The 18489-nt window shown below is 70.8% G+C and carries 17 protein-coding genes; 2 read left to right on the top strand and 15 right to left on the bottom strand.

The features are described 5' to 3' along the window. Positions 1-21 precede the first annotated feature (21 nt). A complete protein-coding gene (locus tag MCHLDSM_RS21105) occupies positions 22-807 on the top strand; it encodes an oxidoreductase (RefSeq protein ID WP_048471866.1) in 786 nt (261 codons plus the stop codon). Between the two features lies 1 nt (position 808). Here the strand turns inward: MCHLDSM_RS21105 and MCHLDSM_RS21100 are convergent, their stop codons facing one another. Beyond that, positions 809-1384: a TetR/AcrR family transcriptional regulator gene (locus MCHLDSM_RS21100; RefSeq protein ID WP_048471865.1), complete on the bottom strand. Its 576-nt coding sequence runs from the start codon at positions 1382-1384 to the stop codon at positions 809-811. Positions 1385-1428: 44 nt separating this feature from the next. Between MCHLDSM_RS21100 and MCHLDSM_RS21095 the strand changes: the two genes are divergently transcribed. After that, the gene (locus MCHLDSM_RS21095) at positions 1429-2571 is read left to right on the top strand and encodes an acyl-CoA dehydrogenase family protein (protein ID WP_048471864.1); all 1143 of its coding nucleotides are present in this window, start codon (positions 1429-1431) and stop codon (positions 2569-2571) included. Here the strand turns inward: MCHLDSM_RS21095 and MCHLDSM_RS21090 are convergent. From MCHLDSM_RS21090 to eccCa, 14 genes are all read right to left on the bottom strand, one after another. Beyond that, on the bottom strand, positions 2546-3160 hold the full coding sequence (locus MCHLDSM_RS21090; RefSeq protein ID WP_048471863.1) for a diacylglycerol-binding protein: 615 nt from the start codon (positions 3158-3160) through the stop codon (positions 2546-2548). The two genes, MCHLDSM_RS21095 and MCHLDSM_RS21090, sit on opposite strands and share 26 nt — an antisense overlap. 10 nt (positions 3161-3170) lie before the next feature. Continuing rightward, complete coding sequence (locus MCHLDSM_RS21085; protein WP_048471862.1) at positions 3171-4538, bottom strand: hypothetical protein; 1368 nt, start codon at positions 4536-4538, stop codon at positions 3171-3173. Beyond that, complete coding sequence (locus MCHLDSM_RS21080) at positions 4538-4834, bottom strand: DUF7162 family protein (RefSeq protein WP_048471861.1); 297 nt, start codon at positions 4832-4834, stop codon at positions 4538-4540. Before MCHLDSM_RS21080 ends, MCHLDSM_RS21085 begins: the two co-directional genes overlap by 1 nt. 44 nt (positions 4835-4878) lie before the next feature. Continuing rightward, the gene (gene glmM, locus MCHLDSM_RS21075; protein WP_048471860.1) at positions 4879-6216 is read right to left on the bottom strand and encodes a phosphoglucosamine mutase; all 1338 of its coding nucleotides are present in this window, start codon (positions 6214-6216) and stop codon (positions 4879-4881) included. Positions 6217-6316: 100 nt separating this feature from the next. Continuing rightward, positions 6317-6790: a 30S ribosomal protein S9 gene (gene rpsI / locus MCHLDSM_RS21070; protein ID WP_048471859.1), complete on the bottom strand. Its 474-nt coding sequence runs from the start codon at positions 6788-6790 to the stop codon at positions 6317-6319. Further along, the gene (gene rplM, locus MCHLDSM_RS21065; RefSeq protein WP_048471858.1) at positions 6787-7230 is read right to left on the bottom strand and encodes a 50S ribosomal protein L13; all 444 of its coding nucleotides are present in this window, start codon (positions 7228-7230) and stop codon (positions 6787-6789) included. The genes rpsI and rplM overlap by 4 nt, the downstream gene beginning before the upstream one ends. Positions 7231-7413: 183 nt before the next feature. Continuing rightward, positions 7414-8838, bottom strand: coding sequence for an ethanolamine permease (gene eat, locus MCHLDSM_RS21060; RefSeq protein ID WP_048471857.1), 1425 nt, complete (start codon positions 8836-8838; stop codon positions 7414-7416). Positions 8839-8915: 77 nt separating this feature from the next. Next, complete coding sequence (adhP, locus tag MCHLDSM_RS21055) at positions 8916-9944, bottom strand: alcohol dehydrogenase AdhP (RefSeq protein WP_201780394.1); 1029 nt, start codon at positions 9942-9944, stop codon at positions 8916-8918. Between the two features lie 136 nt (positions 9945-10080). Further along, positions 10081-11604 carry an acetaldehyde dehydrogenase ExaC gene (gene exaC, locus MCHLDSM_RS21050; protein WP_048471856.1) on the bottom strand — a complete coding sequence of 508 codons (1524 nt, stop codon included), beginning with the start codon at positions 11602-11604 and terminating at the stop codon, positions 10081-10083. Positions 11605-11686: 82 nt separating this feature from the next. Further along, positions 11687-13015: a helix-turn-helix domain-containing protein gene (locus MCHLDSM_RS21045; protein WP_174545942.1), complete on the bottom strand. Its 1329-nt coding sequence runs from the start codon at positions 13013-13015 to the stop codon at positions 11687-11689. Between the two features lie 92 nt (positions 13016-13107). Further along, on the bottom strand, positions 13108-13404 hold the full coding sequence (locus MCHLDSM_RS21040; RefSeq protein ID WP_048471855.1) for a WXG100 family type VII secretion target: 297 nt from the start codon (positions 13402-13404) through the stop codon (positions 13108-13110). A 13-nt stretch (positions 13405-13417) separates the two neighbouring features. After that, positions 13418-13750 (bottom strand): WXG100 family type VII secretion target, encoded by a 333-nt coding sequence (locus MCHLDSM_RS21035; protein ID WP_048471854.1) that lies wholly within the window; start codon positions 13748-13750, stop codon positions 13418-13420. 94 nt (positions 13751-13844) lie between these two features. Continuing rightward, positions 13845-14933, bottom strand: coding sequence for a type VII secretion-associated protein (locus MCHLDSM_RS21030; protein ID WP_131722667.1), 1089 nt, complete (start codon positions 14931-14933; stop codon positions 13845-13847). Next, positions 14915-18448 (bottom strand): type VII secretion protein EccCa, encoded by a 3534-nt coding sequence (eccCa, locus tag MCHLDSM_RS21025; RefSeq protein ID WP_048471852.1) that lies wholly within the window; start codon positions 18446-18448, stop codon positions 14915-14917. The genes MCHLDSM_RS21030 and eccCa overlap by 19 nt, the downstream gene beginning before the upstream one ends. Positions 18449-18489 lie beyond the last annotated feature (41 nt).

Below are 18489 nucleotides of genomic sequence, written 5' to 3'. Positions count from 1 at the left end.
GCCCTGGCAGAGTGCCGACCTATGCGCATCGACCTCACCGACAAGATCGCCGTCGTCACCGGAGCCAGCAAGGGCATCGGCCTGGCGATCAGCGAGGCACTGACCGCCGCGGGCGCCTTCGTCGTCGCGGGCGCCCGCCACAACAGCGCAGGACTGGAGGCGCTCGAGGCTGCAGGCACCGCGACGTTCGTCACCGCAGATCTGTCCACCGCGCAGGGGCCGAAAGCACTCGTCGCCGCGGCGGCCGAGCGCGGCGGCGTCGACATCCTGGTCAACAACGCCGGTGCCGTCACACCGCGATTCGACGGTTCCCAGTCGGTGACCGACGACGACTGGACCGCCGCCTGGTCGCTGAACTTCCTGTCCGCCGTGCGCACCACCCGCGAAGCGATCCCCCATCTACTGGCCCGCGGCGGTGGCGCGATCGTCATGATCGGATCGGTCAACGCGACACTGCCGGAATGGAACATCATCGACTACAGCGCCACCAAGGCGGCGCTGGCCAACTACACCAAGAGCCTCTCGAAAGAGTTCGGGCCGCAGGGCATTCGCGTGAACACCATCAGTCCCGGTCCCGTCGCCACCGACCTGTGGCTCGCCGACGACGGCGTCGCGGCCCAATTCGCCTCCGCCAGTGGCGGTTCCCCCGAGCAGGTGGTGGACTCGGTGGCCGCCGGAGCGGCGACGGGACGCTTCACCACACCGCAGGAGGTCGCCGACCTCACGGTGTTCCTGGCCGGGGACCGCGCCACCAACATCACCGGCGCCGATGTCCGCATCGACGGGGGCTACGTCACCACGCTGTGACTCAGGCCTGGATGCCGCCGGTGAGGATCGCGGCCAGCTCGCGGTAGGCGTCCGCGTCGTCGAGGCCGGTGCGCTCGCGCACGGCGCGCTGCTGGATGCCCACCATCATCGTCGCGACCAACTCGGCGGCGAACGCGGCGTGCACGTCGCGGAACTCACCCGCGGCCACGCCGGCCGCGATCAGTTCCTGCACCCGCCGCGCCGCGATGCGGGTGTTCTTCTCGTAGGTGGCGCGGGCCGGGGCGAAGGCGTCGAGGTCCGCCATGAACTGATCCGATGCCGGGTCCAGCGCGGCGCCCACCGCCGACAGGTACGCCGCGATGCGCTCGCGGGCGCCGTCGGCGGCGGCCACCTGTGTTTCGACGAACGCGGTCGCCGACCGGAAGAAGTGCACCGTGGCGGCCGCCACCAGCTGCTCCTTGCTGCCCGCCAGCGTGTAGAGCGTGGATTTGGAACAGCGCAGCCGCGCCGCGATGTCATCGAGCGTCAGGTGCGCGAACCCCTCGGCGAGGAAGAGCGCGACCAGCGCATCGAACAGCTCCGTGCGCCGACGGGTCGCGAACGCGGGCGTGCTCACCCGGCTGATAGTACTGCAGACGGTCCTGTAGTACTGTCCGCCGTATGCCTGTGGACCGGTTGCTTCCCACCGACGAGGCGCATGAGCTCATCGACCTCGCCCGCCAGATCTCCGACAAGGTGCTCGATCCCGTCGTCGACCGGCACGAGAGGGACGAGACCTATCCCGACGGCGTGTTCGCCACCCTGGGCGAGGCCGGGCTGCTGAGCCTGCCGTATCCCGAGGACTGGGGCGGCGGAGGTCAGCCCTACGAGGTGTACCTGCAGGTGCTCGAGGAGATCGCGGCGCGCTGGGCGGCCGTGGCGGTGGCCGTCAGCGTGCACGGTCTGTCGTGTCATCCGCTGATGACGTTCGGCACCGACGAGCAGCGCGACCGGTGGTTGCCCGACATGCTCGGCGGCTCGACGATCGGCGCCTACAGCCTGTCCGAGCCGCAGGCCGGCTCCGACGCGGCCGCGCTGACATGCAAGGCGACCGCCGTCGACGGCGGCTACCGCATCACCGGATCGAAGGCCTGGATCACCCACGGCGGCATCGCCGACTTCTACAACCTCTTCGCCCGGACCGGTGAAGGCGCACAGGGTATTTCGTGCTTCCTCGTGCCCCGCGACACCGAGGGGCTGAGCTTCGGCAGGCCGGAGGAGAAGATGGGCCTGCACGCCGTGCCGACCACCGCGGCACACTACGACGACGCGTTCCTCGACGCCGGCCGCCGGATCGGCGCCGAGGGGCAGGGCCTGCAGATCGCCTTCAGTGCCCTGGATTCCGGCCGGTTGGGCATCGCGGCCGTCGCGGTCGGGCTCGCGCAGGCCGCGCTCGACGCGGCGGTGGCGTACAGCCAGGAGCGGACGACGTTCGGCCGCAAGATCATCGACCATCAGGGACTCGCGTTCGTGCTGGCCGACATGGCCGCCGCGGTCGATGCGGCACGGGCGACGTACCTGGACGCGGCCCGGCGCCGCGACGCCGGCATGGCGTACTCGCGGCAGGCGTCGGTGGCCAAGCTGACCGCCACCGACGCGGCCATGAAGGTGACCACCGATGCGGTGCAGGTGTTCGGCGGCGCGGGGTACACCCGCGACTACCGCGTGGAGCGCTACATGCGCGAAGCCAAGATCATGCAGATCTTCGAGGGCACCAACCAGATCCAGCGGCTGGTGATCAGCCGGCACCTCGCCCGCGGCTGACGGTGTCGCACACCGGCGCGAGGAGCTGCGGGCGCCGCGCCACGGCCAGCTCGGCCATCGACGCGACGACGACCCCGAACGCGAAGTACAGGGGCACCAGGAACGGGCCGACGCCGAACAGCGCGTCGGAGCCCGGGTTGTAGGCGAAGACGCCGAGCCGGACCAGCCCGATCTCGACGGCCGGACCGACGATCGCCACGGCGGTTCCGCAGACCGCGCCGGGCATGTCGCCGAGCGCGCACCAGACGAGGACGGCGGCGACGCAGATCAACGCGGTCGCGGGGAGCACGGGTCTGCCGTGCAGCAGCGCGGTCGTGACGTACATGCCCACGACCGCGGCCACGCCGGCGAGGGCCTGTCTGCCCGTCACGTCGCTGCGGAGGGTCGGCAGGTGCAGCCGCAGCTCGGCCAGTGACACCGTCGCGGCCCCCACCAGCAGCGGGAACCAGAACGGGCTGCTCCAGACGAACGGCACCCCGTCGGTCAGGTAGACCGTCGTGCCGGTCACCACGTGGCTGTGGTCGCCGATCAGTGCGGCGAGGCCGCCGACCACGAACAGAACCGCGGCCTCGCCGAATCGCAGTCTCACGCCGCGGAGGCTACTCCGGTGGTTCGCCGACCTGAGGGACTTCGTCGGCGGCGATCGCGCACGGCGTCCGCTCGTCGTCGAGCGGCGGGAGCGGCTCGGCCGGAGGCGGTGGCGGTGGCGGTGTGGGCGGTGGCGTCTCGACGGGCTCGACTGGCTCGACGGGTTCGACCGATTCGCCGGATTCGACGGGCGGGTCCTCGGACTCCTCGTCGGTGGTCTCGTCCTCCTCGGCTTCGTCCTCCTCGGGTTCGTCCTCGTCCTCCTCGGGTTCGTCCTCCTCGGGCTCGTCCTCCTCGTCGGTCGGCTCCGGTGGGTCGAGCTGAGGTGGTTCCAGGCCGGGCGGCTCGAGGCCCGCTTCGCTCGTCCCGCCGCCGCCCAGCAGTCCGCTCAATGCGTCCGCGAACCGCTGGCCGACGGCCGGCAACGCACCACCGCCGAGACCGCTGCCGCCACCGAGGTCAGGCATTGGGGCGCCCATCGCCGGGGCCATCGGGGCGGGTGCCGGCGGGGGTGCAAGCGGAGCAGCGGCCGCAGGCGGGGGCGGCGGTTCCCATGCCGACGGCATCGTCGGCACCGGAGCGACAGGCGTCGCGGCCGGCGCAGGCGGGGGCGCGGACGCGGGCGCCGGAGCCGATGCGGTCGCCGGGGCGGGTATCTCACGATGCATCGGGGATGGTGGCGTCGGTCCGAGGTCACCGGGGATCTCGAACCTGGCGTGCGACCCGGCGCGGATCTCGGCGGTGGCGCCCTGATAGGCATCGGCCACCGCCGCACCCGCAGACTGCACGGCGGAGAGCCAGGCGGTGCGAATCCGGCTGTCCACGAACGGCTTCACCGCACTGTCGACCAGTTCGGCGGCGGCAGCCCGGTCCCCCACCCCGGAGATGACCGCGGCCGACGCCGCCAGCCAGTCCGTTCGCGCGGCGCCGACATCCGCCTCGACGGCCACGACGGCGTCGACCTTGGCGTCGACGGCCTGCCACAACTGCTCGGACAGCCGGCGCAGCGTGTCGGCGGCCGTGCGCACCGCGGCCGCCACCCCGGCCGCCGCGAGGCCATGGCGCTGCAGGAAGTCCTGCGACGCCTGCGCGCCCACCCCCTCCCAGGCCGCCGGCAGCGCCGCCAACTGTCGCTCCTGGACCGCCAACGCCTCGTCGGCAGCGCGCACCGCAGCGTCGAAAGCCGCGCAATCCTGCTGCAGAGCAGTGAGATTCATGCCGCCTTCGGTGTCGTACCAGTCGCGCAGCTGGCCGACGTGCAGCGTGAGGTCCGGATGCTGATACCCCACCTGACGACTGGCCCACACGTACTGTGCCACCGTGTCCACCGCGGGGCGGCCCTGCGCCAACCGGCCCGGCACGTCGAACTCCGCGACCACTACCCCACCCGCTCGGCGGCGCGCGCGTCCGCGTCGACGTAACGGTCGGCGGAGGACCGCAGCACCGCCGCGATCTCCGCTGCCGCCCGGGACCAGTGCCGCAGCGCCAGCACCACGTCGTCGAGCGCGCCACGCAACGCCTCCCCGTGCGCGACGTACGCGCGACCGGCCGTCGCTCCGCCGAACACCAAGGCGCCCAGCTGGTTTCGCGCGACGCTGTCGACGATACCCGCCGCTGTCTCGTATTCGCGCGCGATCGCCCGCACCCTCGGCACGTCGACACCTGTGGTCCCCATATGGAGTTGGACGCAGGAGACGCCCGGATGGTTCCGCCCCGGCGTCAGCTCTCGGCGCTGACCGACTCCGCGACCCGCACCGCCAGCTGCCGCGCGGTGTCCTCGTCGGCGGCCTCCACCATCACCCGGACCACCTGTTCGGTCCCGGAGGGACGCAACAGAATTCGGCCGGTGTCCCCGAGCTCGGCCTCGACGGCGGCCACCGTGTCACGCACCGACGGCGCGTCGGCGACCGTCGCCTTGTCCGCCACCTCGACGTTGATCAGCACCTGCGGCAGCGTCTGCATCGGCGCGGCGAGCTCGGCCAGGCTGCGTCCGGTCTGGGCCATCCGCGCCATCAACCGCAGGCCGGTGACGATGCCGTCGCCGGTGGTGCCGAAACCGGGGAGCACGATGTGTCCGGATTGTTCGCCGCCCAGCGCGAACGCCCCGGCGCGCAGTTCCTCGAGCACGTAGCGGTCCCCGACACCGGTGGTGCGGACATCGATGCCGGCCGCCCGCATCGCCAGGTGCAGACCCATGTTGCTCATCACGGTCGCCACCAGCGTGTTGCGCGCCAACTCGCCGGCCTCCTGCATCGCCAGCGCCAGCACCACCATGATCGCGTCGCCGTCGATGACCCGGCCGTGCGCGTCGACGGCCAGGCAGCGGTCGGCGTCGCCGTCATGCGCGAGGCCGAGGTCGGCCCCGTAGGACACCACTGCCGACCGCAGCGACTCCATGTGCGTCGAACCGCAGCCGTCGTTGATGTTCACGCCGTCGGGTTCGGCGTGGATGGGGATGACGTTGGCGCCGGCGGCGCGATAGGCCAGCGGCGCCGCGGTCGACGCCGCACCGTGGGCGCAGTCGACGACGACGGTCAGGGAGTCGAGGCGGGTGGCGGCCGCCGTGCCGACGTGTCGCAGGTAGCGCTGCAGCGCGTCCTCGGCGTCGACGACGCGGCCGATGTCCGCGCCGGTGGGCCGGTCACCGGGACCCTGGTGCACCAGCTCCTCGATGCGGTCCTCGGTGTCGTCGTCGAGTTTGTGACCGCCGGAGCCGAAGATCTTGATGCCGTTGTCGGGCATCGGGTTGTGTGAGGCGGAGATCATCACGCCGAAGTCGGCGTCGTAGGCGGCGGCCAGGTAGGCCACCGCAGGGGTCGGCAGCACACCGACGCGCAGCACGTCGACACCTTCGCTGGTCACGCCGGCGAGGACGGCCGCCTCCAGCATCTCGCCGCTGGCACGGGGATCGCGGCCCACCACGGCGACCCGTCGGCGGGCCGTGCCGGCTCTGATGAGCCGCCGCGCCGCCGCGGCACCCAGTGCCATCGCCAATTCGGCGGTCAGATCCCGATTGGCGACTCCGCGCACGCCGTCGGTGCCGAACAGTCGAGCCATGGTGACAACCTCTCACACGATTCTGCGAGCAACCTAACCGCAACGGCACGGCGCCCGGCCACTCCGTGGGGAGCGACCGGGCGCCGTGTCGAAAAAGTGATCAGCGCTTGCTGTACTGAGGCGCCTTACGGGCCTTCTTCAGACCGTACTTCTTGCGCTCGATGGCACGCGGGTCACGCGTGAGGAAGCCGGCGCGCTTGAGCGCAGGCCGGTCCTCGGGCTGGACGATGATGAGCGCCCGGGCGATGGCCAGGCGCAGCGCGCCGGCCTGACCCGAGGGGCCGCCACCGTCGAGGTGGGCGTAGATGTCGAACTGATCGACCCGATCGACGGTGACCAGCGGCGCCTTGATGAGCTGCTGGTGCACCTTGTTCGGGAAGTAGTTCTCCAGGGTGCGGCCGTCGAGGTGGAACTGGCCGGTGCCGGGCACCAGGCGGACGCGGACGACGGCCTCCTTGCGGCGGCCGACGGTCTGGATCGGACGGTCGATGACGATGGGCTCGCGCGGCGCGGCCTCGGACTCGGCGTAGACCTCGGTCTCGACGGTCTCGGTCGTGTACTCGGGTTCGGTCACTGGGCCACCTGCTTGATCTCGAACGGAATCGGCTGCTGCGCGGCGTGCGGATGATTCGGGCCGGCGTACACCTTCAGCTTCTTCTGGACCTGACGGCTGAGCTTGGTGTGCGGCAGCATGCCGATGATCGCGTTCTCCACGACGCGGGTCGGGTGCTTGAGCAGCAGCTCACCGATCGAGCGCCGGCGCAGGCCGCCGGGATACCCGGAGTGGCGGTAGGCGAACTTCTTGGTCAGCTTGTCGCCGCTGACGGCGATCTTCTCGGCGTTGATGACGATGACGAAGTCACCGCCGTCGACATTCGGCGTGAACGTCGGCTTGTGCTTGCCGCGGAGCAGCTTGGCTGCTTCGACGGCGAGCCGGCCGAGCACCACGTCCGTGGCGTCGATGACGTACCACGTGCGCGTGGTGTCACCCGCCTTCGGCGTGTACGTAGGCACAGCGCTACCTCTTCTTCTCTCGGGTGGATCCCGGACTGTCCGGGTGCCGGTCAGGCGTACGCTCTCGTTGCCCCGGCGACCGACGGAGACCCGAGGTTCCAGCAAGCGCAGCGCACGCCAACGAGGCAGCTTACCTGCGGCCGTCGCCGCAGGTCAAAACGCTCCCCGGCGCAGCGGCACCGGTCAGGACAGCGTGTCCTCGGCCGCGGTGACCATCGCGAATTCCTCGTCGGGCGAGTTCGACACCAGCCGGTGCCGGCTGTACATCGCGAAGTACAGCATGAACAGCGCGAACACGCCCAGGCAGCACAGCGCGGCGACCACGTGGACCAGGAACGTGGCGATCACCGCGAGCGAGGCGATGACCAGCGCGAAGCCGGTGGTGACGACGCCCCCGGGCGTGCGGTAGGGACGGTTCATGTCCGGTTCGCGCCGGCGCAGCACGATGTGGCTGACCATCATCAGCACATAGCTGACCGCGGCGCCGAACACCGCCATGTTCAGCAGCAGGTCGCCCTGCCCGGTCAGCGACAGCGCGAAGCCCACCAGTCCCGGCACGATCAACGCCAGCGTCGGCGCCTTGCGTCGGTTCGTCACCGACAGCGCGGTCGGCAGGTATCCCGCGCGCGACAACGCGAACAACTGCCGGGAGTACGCGTAGATGATCGAGAAGAAGCTGGCGATCAGCCCGGCCAGGCCGATGTAGTTGACGACGGTCGCCGCGGTCGTGTCGCCGAGTGCCTCGACCAGCGGATTGCCCGAGCCGGACATCGCGTCGGCGCCGCCCGCTCCGGGAACCAGCACGAGCACCGTCGCGCAGGTGACCAGCAGCACGCCCATCGCGGCGATGATGCCGCGCGGCACATTGCGTTCCGGTCGGGTGGCCTCCTCGGCGGCCAGCGGCACGCCCTCGACAGCCAGGAAGAACCAGATCGCGAACGGGAGCGCCGCCCAGACGCCGAGGTAACCGAACGGCAGCAGCGACGAGGCGCCGGCAGCGTCGGTGGCGGCGATGTCGGTGAGGTTGGCCGCGTCGAAGCGGCCCACCGCCGCGATCGCGAAGACGACCAGGCCGACGAGTGCCACCGCGGTGATCACGAACATCACCTTGAGCGCCTCGCCCACCCCGGACAGATGAATGGCGATGAAGACGGCGTACGCCGCGAGATACACCCACCACCCGTCGCGGATGCCGAAGAGGTTGAGCGACTCGACGTAGGCGCCGATGAACGTCGCGATCGCGGCCGGGGCGATCGAGTACTCGATGAGAATCGCGGTGCCCGTGGCGAACCCGCCCCACGGACCGAGTGCGCGGCGGGCGAAGGTGTAGCCGCCGCCGGCGGCGGGCAGCGCCGAGGACAGCTCCGCCATGCCGAGCACCAGGGCGAGGTACATCGCGGCGATGATCACCGCTGCGATGGCCAGCCCGCCGAAGCCACCCTGGGCGAGCCCGAAGTTCCAGCCGGAGTAGTCCCCGGACACCACGTAGCCGACACCGAGACCGGCGAGCAGCAGCCAGCCCGCGCTGCCGGATTTCAGCTGGCGCTGCTGCAGATAATCATCGGACTTCTGATGCTCCGCGACACGGCGTTCTGAGTTCGTCGACACGCTGCACTCCCTGCCTGTGTCCCGGATAAGCCATTCAGGGACTTCTCAGAAACGCAGCCGGATAAACATGCCACCCCTCAGCGGTAGTCGATCACCACTCTGCCGTCGATGCGGCCCTGCTCCATGTCGGCGAACACGGTGTTGATGTCGTCGAGGGCGGCGGTGTGCACGGTCGGGTGGATCAGCCCGCGGGCGAAGAAGTCGATCGCTTCGACCATGTCCTGCCGGGTCCCGACGATCGAGCCGCGGATGGTCAGGCCCTTGAGCACGATGTCGAAGATCGACGCCGGGAAGTCGCCGGGCGGCAGCCCGACGAACACGATGGTGCCGCCGCGCCGCGCCAGCCCGATCGCCTGCCCGAACGCCTCCGGGTGCACCGCGGTGACCAGCACGCCGTGCACGCCGCCGGTGGCGTTGCGCACCTCGGCGACGACGTCGGCGGTGCGGGCGTTGACGACGACCTCGGCGCCGAGGCTGGTGGCCAGCGCGAGCTTGGAGTCGTCCACGTCGATCGCGACGACCCGCAGGCCCATCGCGGTCGCGTACTGCACCGCGACGTGGCCCAAGCCGCCGATGCCGGAGATCGCGACCCACTGTCCCGGGCGCGTGTCGGTGACCTTGAGGCCCTTGTAGACGGTCACGCCCGCGCACAGGATCGGCGCGACCTCGACGGGATCGACACCGTCGGGGATGCGGGGGGCGTAGGCGGCGTTGACGAGCATGTAGGACCCGAAGCTGCCGTTGACGGTGTAGCCGCCGTTGCGCTGATGTTCGCACAGCGTCTCCCAGCCGGTTCGGCAGTACTCGCAGCGCCCGCACGCCGACCACAGCCAGGCGTTGCCGACCTTGTCCCCCACCTTCAGATCGTCGACGCCGTCGCCGACGGCGACGACGGTGCCGTAACCCTCGTGGCCGGGGACGAACGGCGGCGTCGGCTTGACGGGCCAATCACCGTGTGCGGCATGCAGATCGGTGTGGCACACACCGGAGGTCTCGAGCTTCACCAGCGCTTCGCCGTAGTCGGGCTTGGGCAGCTCGAGCTCGTCGATCGTCAGCGGGGAACCCAGCTGGTGGACAACGGCAGCGCGCATCGTGTTCTCGGTCATGGTTCGATTCCACGCCGAAAGACCATGCCGGATAAGGGACTTTTGGTCCACGATCGATGGCCGAACAGACACAAACTCGCACGGATCGAGGGAATCCGTGCGAGTTTGCGTCTGGTCGCGGCAGATCCGCGCCAGATCAGAAGAAGCCGAGCGCCTTGTCGCTGTAGCTGACCAACAGGTTCTTGGTCTGCTGGTAGTGGTCGAGCATCATCTTGTGGTTCTCGCGGCCGATGCCGGACTGCTTGTAGCCACCGAACGCCGCGTGCGCGGGGTACTGGTGGTAGCAGTTGGTCCACACCCGGCCGGCCTTGATGTCGCGCCCGGCCCGGTAGGCGGTGTTGCCGTCGCGGCTCCACACCCCGGCGCCGAGTCCGTACAGCGTGTCGTTGGCGATGCTGATGGCCTCGTCGTAGTCCTTGAACGACGTCACCGCCACAACGGGCCCGAAGATCTCCTCCTGGAACAGCCGCATCTTGTTGTGACCGGTGAAGATCGTCGGCGCGACGTAGAAGCCGCCGTTCAGATCGCCGCCGAGCTGGGCACGCTCGCCGCCGGTGACCACCTGTGCGCCTTCACTCTTGCCGATCTCGATGTACGACAGGATCTTCTCGAGCTGGTCGTTGGAGGCCTGCGCCCCGATCATCGTCTCGGTGTCAAGCGGATCGCCCTGCCGGACCGCCTTGGTGCGGATCGCGGCCAGCGCCAGGAACTCGTCGTAGATGTCGGCCTGGATCAGCGAACGCGAGGGGCACGTGCACACCTCACCCTGGTTGAGGGCGAACATCGTGAAGCCCTCGAGCGCCTTGTCCTGGTAGTTGTCCGCCGCGGCCATCACGTCGTTGAAGAAGATGTTCGGGCTCTTGCCGCCGAGTTCCAGCGTGACCGGGATCAGGTTCTGCGAGGCGTACTGCATGATCAGCCGACCCGTGGTGGTCTCCCCGGTGAACGCGATCTTGGAGATGCGATTGCTCGACGCCAGCGGCTTGCCCGCCTCGACGCCGAAGCCGTTGACGATGTTGACCACGCCGGCGGGCAGCAGATCGCCGATGACCTCGAAGAGGTACAGGATCGAGGCGGGCGTCTGCTCGGCGGGCTTGAGGACGATGGCGTTGCCCGCGGCCAGTGCCGGGGCCAGTTTCCAGACAGCCATCAGGATCGGGAAGTTCCACGGGATGATCTGACCGACCACGCCCAGCGGTTCGTGGAAGTGGTAGGCGACGGTGTCGACGTCGACCTCGGACAGCGATCCCTCTTGTGCACGAATGCATCCGGCGAAGTAGCGGAAGTGGTCCACGGCCAGCGGGATGTCGGCGTTCAGGGTCTCACGGATCGGCTTGCCGTTGTCCCACGACTCGGCGAGCGCAATGGATTCGAGGTTCTCCTCGATGCGGTCGGCGATCTTGTTGAGGATCACGGCGCGCTCGGCGGCCGAGGTCTTGCCCCAGGCGGGCGCGGCGGTGTGGGCGGCGTCGAGCGCCTTCTCGATGTCGGACTCGTCGGAGCGCGGCACCTCGGTGAACGACTCACCGGTCACCGGTGTCGGGTTCTCGAAGTAGCGGCCCGCGTTCGGCGGGACCCACTGACCCCCGATGAAATTCTCGTAGCGGGGCTTGAACGACATCAGCGAGCCGTCGGTCCCCGGTCGGGCATACACAGTCATAGTGGTACTCCTGCTCGTGTGGTGTGCGTCACTGAACGTACGCGCGCCACCGTTGCAGCACGGTTGCATCACCCGACGCAGTTCAGCCGAATTCGAAATCCAGTCCGGCCAGGTGCCCACCCGCGCGGGCGCGGGCGACGGCGTTCAGCCCGGCGCAGTCGCGCAGCGCCTGCCATCCGTCGCGGTCGTCGCGGCCTTCGGGCAGCTCGAGCCAGCGTCGGAGCAGGCCGACGCGCCCCTGCGCGCTCTCGGCCAGCACGGCCTCGCGCAGCGTCGCGGACAGCTGGGTGCGCAGCCGTGCCACCGCCGGGGACACCGACTGGGTGAGCAGCGGCCCGGTGTACCGGTTCAGCGCCGCCTCGACGTCGCCGGCGTCCAGCGCGTCGAAGACCTCGCCGATGTCGCTGGTGATCGGCGCCAGCAGCCGGTAGGGCCGCGAGCCGAGGTTCTCGGCGCCGATGACCTTGCGCAGCCGCGACATCTCCGCGCGCACGGTGACGACGTCGAGGTCCTTGTCGTCGAGCAGGACGGCGAGATGGTCGGCCGACAGGCCCTCGGGATGCCTGCTCAGCAGCACCAGGATGTCGGCGTGCCTGCCGGTCAGGTGGGTGGCCTGCAGATGGCCGTAGCTGTCGGTGGTGACCCAGCGGGGCCGGTCCCCGCCGAGTACCACCAGGTGCGGCTTGCGGGCTGCCGGTTGCGCCGCGACGCCGGACACCCGCAGCAGCGCCAGGTGGTTCTCGACGGCCACCGCGGTGGCGCGCACCAGCGCGAGCGTCTGCGACGACGCGACCTGCGGGCCGCCGGTCAGATCGATGGCGCCGAGCAGCGCCCCCGTGGTCGGGTCGTGGACGGGTGCGGCGGTGCAGCTCCACGGCTGCACGATGCGGGAGAAGTGTTCGGAACCGTGGATCTGCAGCTCGCGGTCCAGCGCGAGCGCGGTGCCCGGCGCGTTGGTGCCTGCGCCGCGTTCACTCCAGTCGGCGCCGGGCACGAAGTTCATCGCCTCGGCTTTGCGGCACGCCGTGGGGTCGCCTTCTACCCACAGCAGCGTCCCGTCGGCGGCGCTGACGGCGACCACCACGCCGGAGTCGAATGCGTCGTTGACCAGCAGCCGGCGGATGACGGGCAGAGCGGGCGCGAGCGGGTGGGTGTCGCGCAACCGGTCGATCGCGGTGACGGCCTCGGCGGGCCGCGCGCCGTGGAAGTCGGGATCGACGCCGACGGCCAGGCTGCGCTCCCAGCTCTGCGCGACCACCGGGCGCAGCGACGAGGTGAGGTCCTCGGCGTCGACTTCACCGGCGATGAACCGTTCGTGCACTGTCCGCAGCGTCGACGGAGACGGGCGGGTCGTCGCCCGTCCGTTCGTCGTCTTCGCAATTGCCACGCGGCGTTCCTCAGTGTCCGCCATCACACCCGTCGCCAGCCTAGCCCAGACAGTACTGTGCGACCCCCGATCGGCTCCCCTCCTCCCGGGGGCCGCACAGACTGCGACGGGGCTGCTCAGGCGCCCCAGGCGTTGGCGGCCGTGCGGTCGGTGGCGGCGACGTCGTCGGCGCCGTCGCGGACCGCCGTGCCGAGGCTGAACAGGATGTCGTTGAGCGCCGCGGCGGACCGCTCCCAGCGGTCCTGCTCGACGCGATAGGCATCGGCCGCATCGCGCGTCCAGGTCTGCTGCAGCGGGGCGATCTGCGCCCGCAGGTCGTCGAGGGCGGCGTTGAATCGCGCCGACGTCAGATGGATCTGCCGGCGGATGGTGTGCTCGATCTCGGCGAAGTCGTACGACAGCATCGGATCCATGTCTTGTCCTCCTCTAGAGATGGGCGGCCACGGAACCGATGGCCTGGGAATGGCCTTCGGTGGCCTCGCGCAGAACGCGCTCGTTGTCGCGGATGGTCTCGGAGATGCGCTGCAGGGCGGCGTGCAGCCGCAGGGACTCGGCGTTCCACCGCTCCACCACCTCGCGGAATCGGGCGGCGGCGACCCCGCCCCACACCGATGCCGGCACACTGCTCATCTCCGCGATGAACGACTGCAGCATCGACCGGATCTCTTCGTTACGCGCGTCGGTCCGGCCCGCCACCGCCGACATCAGATCGAAGTCGGTGGTGAGAGCGGCACCCGAGGGTCCTGACGGGATCGGCATCGCTGATCCTTCCGTGCTGGTTGGTATCTGGTTGGTCCTGTACTGAGTTGGACGCACCGGCCTCCGATTCGGTTCCGTTGTCCGCGATCGATTTTCAGCGCACTGCCCGGGCGCTGCGCACCGCGCGCACGCATTCCTCGCCGAGACCGCCCGTCGGCCGTCGGTCGACCTGGCAGCCCACGGCGATCCGCACGTCGCCGTCGACGACCACCGCCCAGTCGGTCTGGCCGGCGGCCCGCAGTTCGCGGTAGGTGACCGCCGGGCGGTCGCCCACCGTGGCGTCGGCCCGGAAATCCACGAACACCCCGTCCGGCGCGAGTTCGATAGCCGAGCGCAGAGATTCGGCGACATCGCGCAAGGACGCCGGTCCGGAGGTGACCGACTGCGTCAGGTGCAGCGCCGGTGTGCCGCCGGGTGCCGACACCTGGACCCGCGCGGAGCCCGGTCCCGCCGTGACGCGGCGCACGGCCCAGCCCGCCGGCACGTCCATCGCGACCCGGCCCTCGGTCAACAGCACCCACTGCGCGGGCGACGGGTTCCGGGTCCACCACGGCACCGTCCCCGCCAGGGCGATCGCGCAACCGGCGAGCACCGCGGCTCTGCGCAGTCCGGTCCTCCCGCGGCGTGTGACCGGAGCCGTCTCCGCAGCCACGGCGCGCACCACGTGCTGCCTGCCGCTGCGCTCACACGGCCGGCCCGACGGAGCCGTGACTCCTGCGGGCACATCCAGCAGCGCGGGACCGAGCCCGCCCAGAATGTCTGGCAGCGAGACCTTTTCGCGGTCCAGGATGCGCAGCGGGGCCCCGGGCCGGTGGACCACGACGAGGTCGCCGGCGAGTTCGACGACGGCGCCGTCGTGTGCGGCGGCCAGCAGCTCCGCCCGTCGCAACACCACCACATCGGACGTCAGCTCCCGCGCGGCGGCGGTGACGGTCGACGCCGCAGATGTCGGCCACCAGGTCGGCAGCACCAGCGCCACCCTCTGCGGCCGCGCACCACACGCGGCGGCCAGCACATCACGCCACAGGTCCGCGACCTCGACGATTCGGCCGTCCACGACCGCCAGCCGATCTCCCCGGCAGGCGATCGCCTGCTCGGCCCATTCGGCCGGCACGGCCTCGGGTCCCCGCACCGCCGCCGGACCCACCTCGACGACGACGGGCGTCACGGCGGGTCGAGCCACCCGACCTGGATCAGTTCGTCAGGGCGACCGCGCACCGAGAGTGTGCCGCGGCCGGCGGGAAGTGGTCCCGGACGCGTCGTGCCGGTCGGGATTCCGTCATCCGGCGCCGCGCTCATCATCATCCCGGAGCACCCAATGTCGCGCAGGCGGGCGAGCACCGGGTCGAACAGGGCGCGGGCCGCCCCGCCGGAGCGGCGCGCCACGATGACGTGCAGGCCGAGATCCTTGGCATGCGGCAGGAAGTCGGCCAGCGGGGTCAGCGGATTGCCGGTGGCCCCGGCGACGAGGTCGTAGTCGTCGACGATGACGAAGACCTCGGGCCCGCTCCACCAGGAGCGCTCGCGCAGCTGGCGCTGCGTCACGTGTTCGTCTGGCATGCGTTCGGTCAGCCGGGCGGTCAGCGTCGCCAGGCGGCCGGTGAGCGCTACCGGCGACGCCGAATAGCCGGCCAGATGGCCGGTTTCGACGACACCGAGCAGGGTCCGCCGGTAGTCGACGATCTCCAGCGACACCTCGTCCTCGCCGTGACCGCGCACCAGCTCCGCGCACAACGTCCGCAGCAGGGCCGTTTTGCCGCACTCCCCGTCACCGAGGATCAGCAGGTGCGGGTGGTCGGCGAAGTCGAGGGTGACGGCCCGCAGATCGCGTTCGCCGATGCCGATGACCACCTGCCCGCGGCGCAGCGGGCCGCCGGTGATCGTGTCGTGGCGGACCAGCGCCGGCAGGAGTTCGACCCGCGGGACGGCGAACCCGTCGGGGTGCCGTCGGACCGCACCGGCGGGTGGGCGGGCGATCACCATCTCGCGGCCGTCACGGGTGAGGCCGCGGCCGGGCGGCGCAGTGGCCAGGTCGCGGGCGCGCCTTCGGTCCATCTCGGATTCGGCGGCCTCTCCGAGGCGTAACTCGATGCGGGTGCCGATCTGGTCTTTGAGCGCGGGCCGCAGGTCGGCCCATCGGGATGCGGCGAGCACGACGTGCACGCCGTAGGAGAGGCCCCGGGCGGCGAGCGCGGTGATCGCCGCCTCGAGGGCGTCGAACTCCTGCCGGACGGTCGCCCATCCGTCGACGACGAGGAAGACGTCCGCGGGCGGATCGGTGGGCTCACGGACGTCGCGGGTCTCGGCCTCGCGAGCACTCAGCACCGTTTCGACGTGAGCCACCGCGCGGCGGCACAGATCTGCGTCCCGCCGACCGGCGACACACCCGACCTGCGGCAGATCGGCCAGCGTGCGCAGCGTGCCGCCGCCGAAGTCCAAGCAGTAGAACTGGACTGCCCGCGCGTCGTGGGAGGCTGCGAGCGCGGAGACCAACGTGCGCACCGTGGTGGACTTGCCCGACTGCGGGGCGCCGACGACCGCGACGTTGCCCGCCGCACCCGAGAGGTCGACGGTCAGCGGCTCGTAGCGCTGCTCGAACGGGCAGTCGACGACGCCGATCGGCACCCGGAGGTCGCCGGCCGGGGCGCCGCGCAGCAGGTCATCGAGCGCCGGGGAGTGCGACAGCGGCGGCAGCCACACCCGATGCGCGGCGCGGCCCCGCCCGGCCAGGCGGGTCAGCACGGTGCCGAGCACCGGCTTCGGGGCAGCGGTCCGCGCGGGCGCTTCAGACCCTGCGACGTAGGTGAAGCGTTGCACCACAGGAACACTGGCGCCTACAGGCTCTGCAGGGGTGTACCGCCCCGAGACGAACGCGGTCTGGAACCGGGTGATCTGCTCCGACGCCGTCTTCAGGTACGCGGCGCCGGGCTGTGCGGGAAGGTGGTAGGCGTCGGGCACCCCGAGCACGGCGCGGGAGTCGGCGGCAGAGAACGTCTTCAAGCAGATGCGGTAGGACAGGTGAGCCTCCAGTCCACGCAGCCGGCCCTCGTCGAGGCGCTGGCTCGCGAGAAGCAGGTGCACCCCCAACGACCGACCGAGGCGGCCGACCGCGACGAACAGGTCGGCGAAGTCGGGATGGCGGCTGAGCAGTTCGGAGAACTCGTCGACGACGATGAACAGCGAGGGCAGGGGTGCCAGCCGGCCGTCGCGGGCCCGGATCCGTTGGTAATCACCGATGTTCGCGAGGTTGCCGGCCGCCCGCAGCACCTCCTGCCGGCGCGTCATCTCACCGGACAGCGCGTCACGCATCCGTGCCACCAGCGGCGCCTCGTCGGCGAGGTTGGTGATCACCGCCGACACGTGCCGGGCCTGATCGAGGCCGAGAAACGTGGCGCCTCCCTTGAAGTCGACCAGGACCAGGTTCAGCACGTCGGGAGAGTGCGTCGTGATCATGCCCAGCACGAGCGTGCGCAGGAACTCCGACTTGCCGGATCCGGTGGCGCCGACGCACAGCCCGTGCGGACCCATCCCGCCGGCCGCCGCCTCCTTGATGTCCAGCGCGACCACGGCACCGTCGTCTCCGACGCCGATCGGCACCCGCAGCATCGCCGCCCCGGTGCTTGCGGCCCAGATCGCCTCGGGCTCCACACCCTCCGGATCGTCGATCGCCATCAGCGACAGCCAGTCCGCGGTGGTGCGCCGCGGAGCGCCCGACGCTGGGAGCCTGCCGGCGATGCGGCGGGCACACGCCACCGACTCGGGCAGGGACAGCGTGTCGAGATCGGCGTCGACCGGCGCGCCGTCGGCATCCGCCGACACCGCCACCCCCGGACCGGCGGGCCGGATCGAGAGCACCGTGACCCCGTCGCCCTCCGCTGCCGAATCTGCTCCGTCGGCGATGACGAGTCGGTGCCGCGGGTTACCAGCCCGGCTGTGCGGCAACCACTTCACCCAGTCCCACTCGCTGCGGGTGCGGTCGTTCGACGACACCGCGATGCCGAGCAGGTCCGGCGAATGGGCGATCACCGCCTGGCACAGCATCGCACGCGCGACCGCCCGGCCCCTGGCGGGATCCCCGGTCACCGTCACCCTGTGCACCGCAGGCAAGGACACCAGCGCGGGCACACCCCCGACCGATACCCGGTCCTCCAGGAGGCGGCGCACGGCGCCTGCGGTGACCGGATCTTCGTCGGCCCCCGATGCGGGCGCGGTGAGCGTGGTCGCCGCCGGCGCGGTGCCGATACCCAGCCGGACCGCAAGGTATTCAGGATGCCGGACATCACGCTGCCACATCCGACCCGAGCCGGCGATGGTCCACAGTGCCGCGGGGTCGGGGTGGTGACGGTGGAGCCACGCATGCTGGTCGACCGCCGATGTCGCCAGCACGGCGTCGACGGAGTCCAGATAGCGCAGATACTCGGCTCGGGCGGCGTTGATCTCGGCCGTGCGAGCGCCACCCCGGCCACTGTGGACGAGCATGCCGACCACCGACACCAGCATCATCACCGGCAGGAACAGCATCATCGGGCTGCGAGCCACCCCGTTGCCCGATCTGAGATACATCGCGCTCATACCGACCATCGCGGCGATCATCGCGACCGGCATGAGCCGGGCGAACGGACTGACAGGGGTGGCATCCGGAAGCGGCGGCCGCGCCTCGAGAGCGATCCGGCCGCCCGGCGGATGCTCGGGTTCCATGCTTGTGTAGACGCACCAGGTGCCCGGCGCGTTCCGTGCGT

Origin of the sequence: Mycolicibacterium chlorophenolicum, from assembly GCF_001044235.1 — a bacterium.
Classification (GTDB): domain Bacteria; phylum Actinomycetota; class Actinomycetes; order Mycobacteriales; family Mycobacteriaceae; genus Mycobacterium; species Mycobacterium chlorophenolicum.
Note: the sequence above shows the minus strand (reverse complement) of the source record. Positions and strands in the feature narration are given on the sequence as shown.

Excerpts from the sequence above, each read along its gene's own strand:
- MCHLDSM_RS21105 (WP_048471866.1), top strand. The coding sequence starts at position 22 with ATGCGCATCGACCTCACCGACAAGATCGCCGTCGTCACCGGAGCCAGC.
- MCHLDSM_RS21095 (WP_048471864.1), top strand. The coding sequence starts at position 1,429 with ATGCCTGTGGACCGGTTGCTTCCCACCGACGAGGCGCATGAGCTCATC.
- MCHLDSM_RS21080 (WP_048471861.1), bottom strand. The coding sequence starts at position 4,834 with ATGGGGACCACAGGTGTCGACGTGCCGAGGGTGCGGGCGATCGCGCGC.
- glmM (WP_048471860.1), bottom strand. The coding sequence starts at position 6,216 with ATGGCTCGACTGTTCGGCACCGACGGCGTGCGCGGAGTCGCCAATCGG.
- adhP (WP_201780394.1), bottom strand. The coding sequence starts at position 9,944 with ATGACCGAGAACACGATGCGCGCTGCCGTTGTCCACCAGCTGGGTTCC.
- exaC (WP_048471856.1), bottom strand. The coding sequence starts at position 11,604 with ATGACTGTGTATGCCCGACCGGGGACCGACGGCTCGCTGATGTCGTTC.
- MCHLDSM_RS21045 (WP_174545942.1), bottom strand. The coding sequence starts at position 13,015 with ATGGCGGACACTGAGGAACGCCGCGTGGCAATTGCGAAGACGACGAAC.
- MCHLDSM_RS21040 (WP_048471855.1), bottom strand. The coding sequence starts at position 13,404 with ATGGATCCGATGCTGTCGTACGACTTCGCCGAGATCGAGCACACCATC.
- MCHLDSM_RS21035 (WP_048471854.1), bottom strand. The coding sequence starts at position 13,750 with ATGCCGATCCCGTCAGGACCCTCGGGTGCCGCTCTCACCACCGACTTC.
- eccCa (WP_048471852.1), bottom strand. The coding sequence starts at position 18,448 with ATGGAACCCGAGCATCCGCCGGGCGGCCGGATCGCTCTCGAGGCGCGG.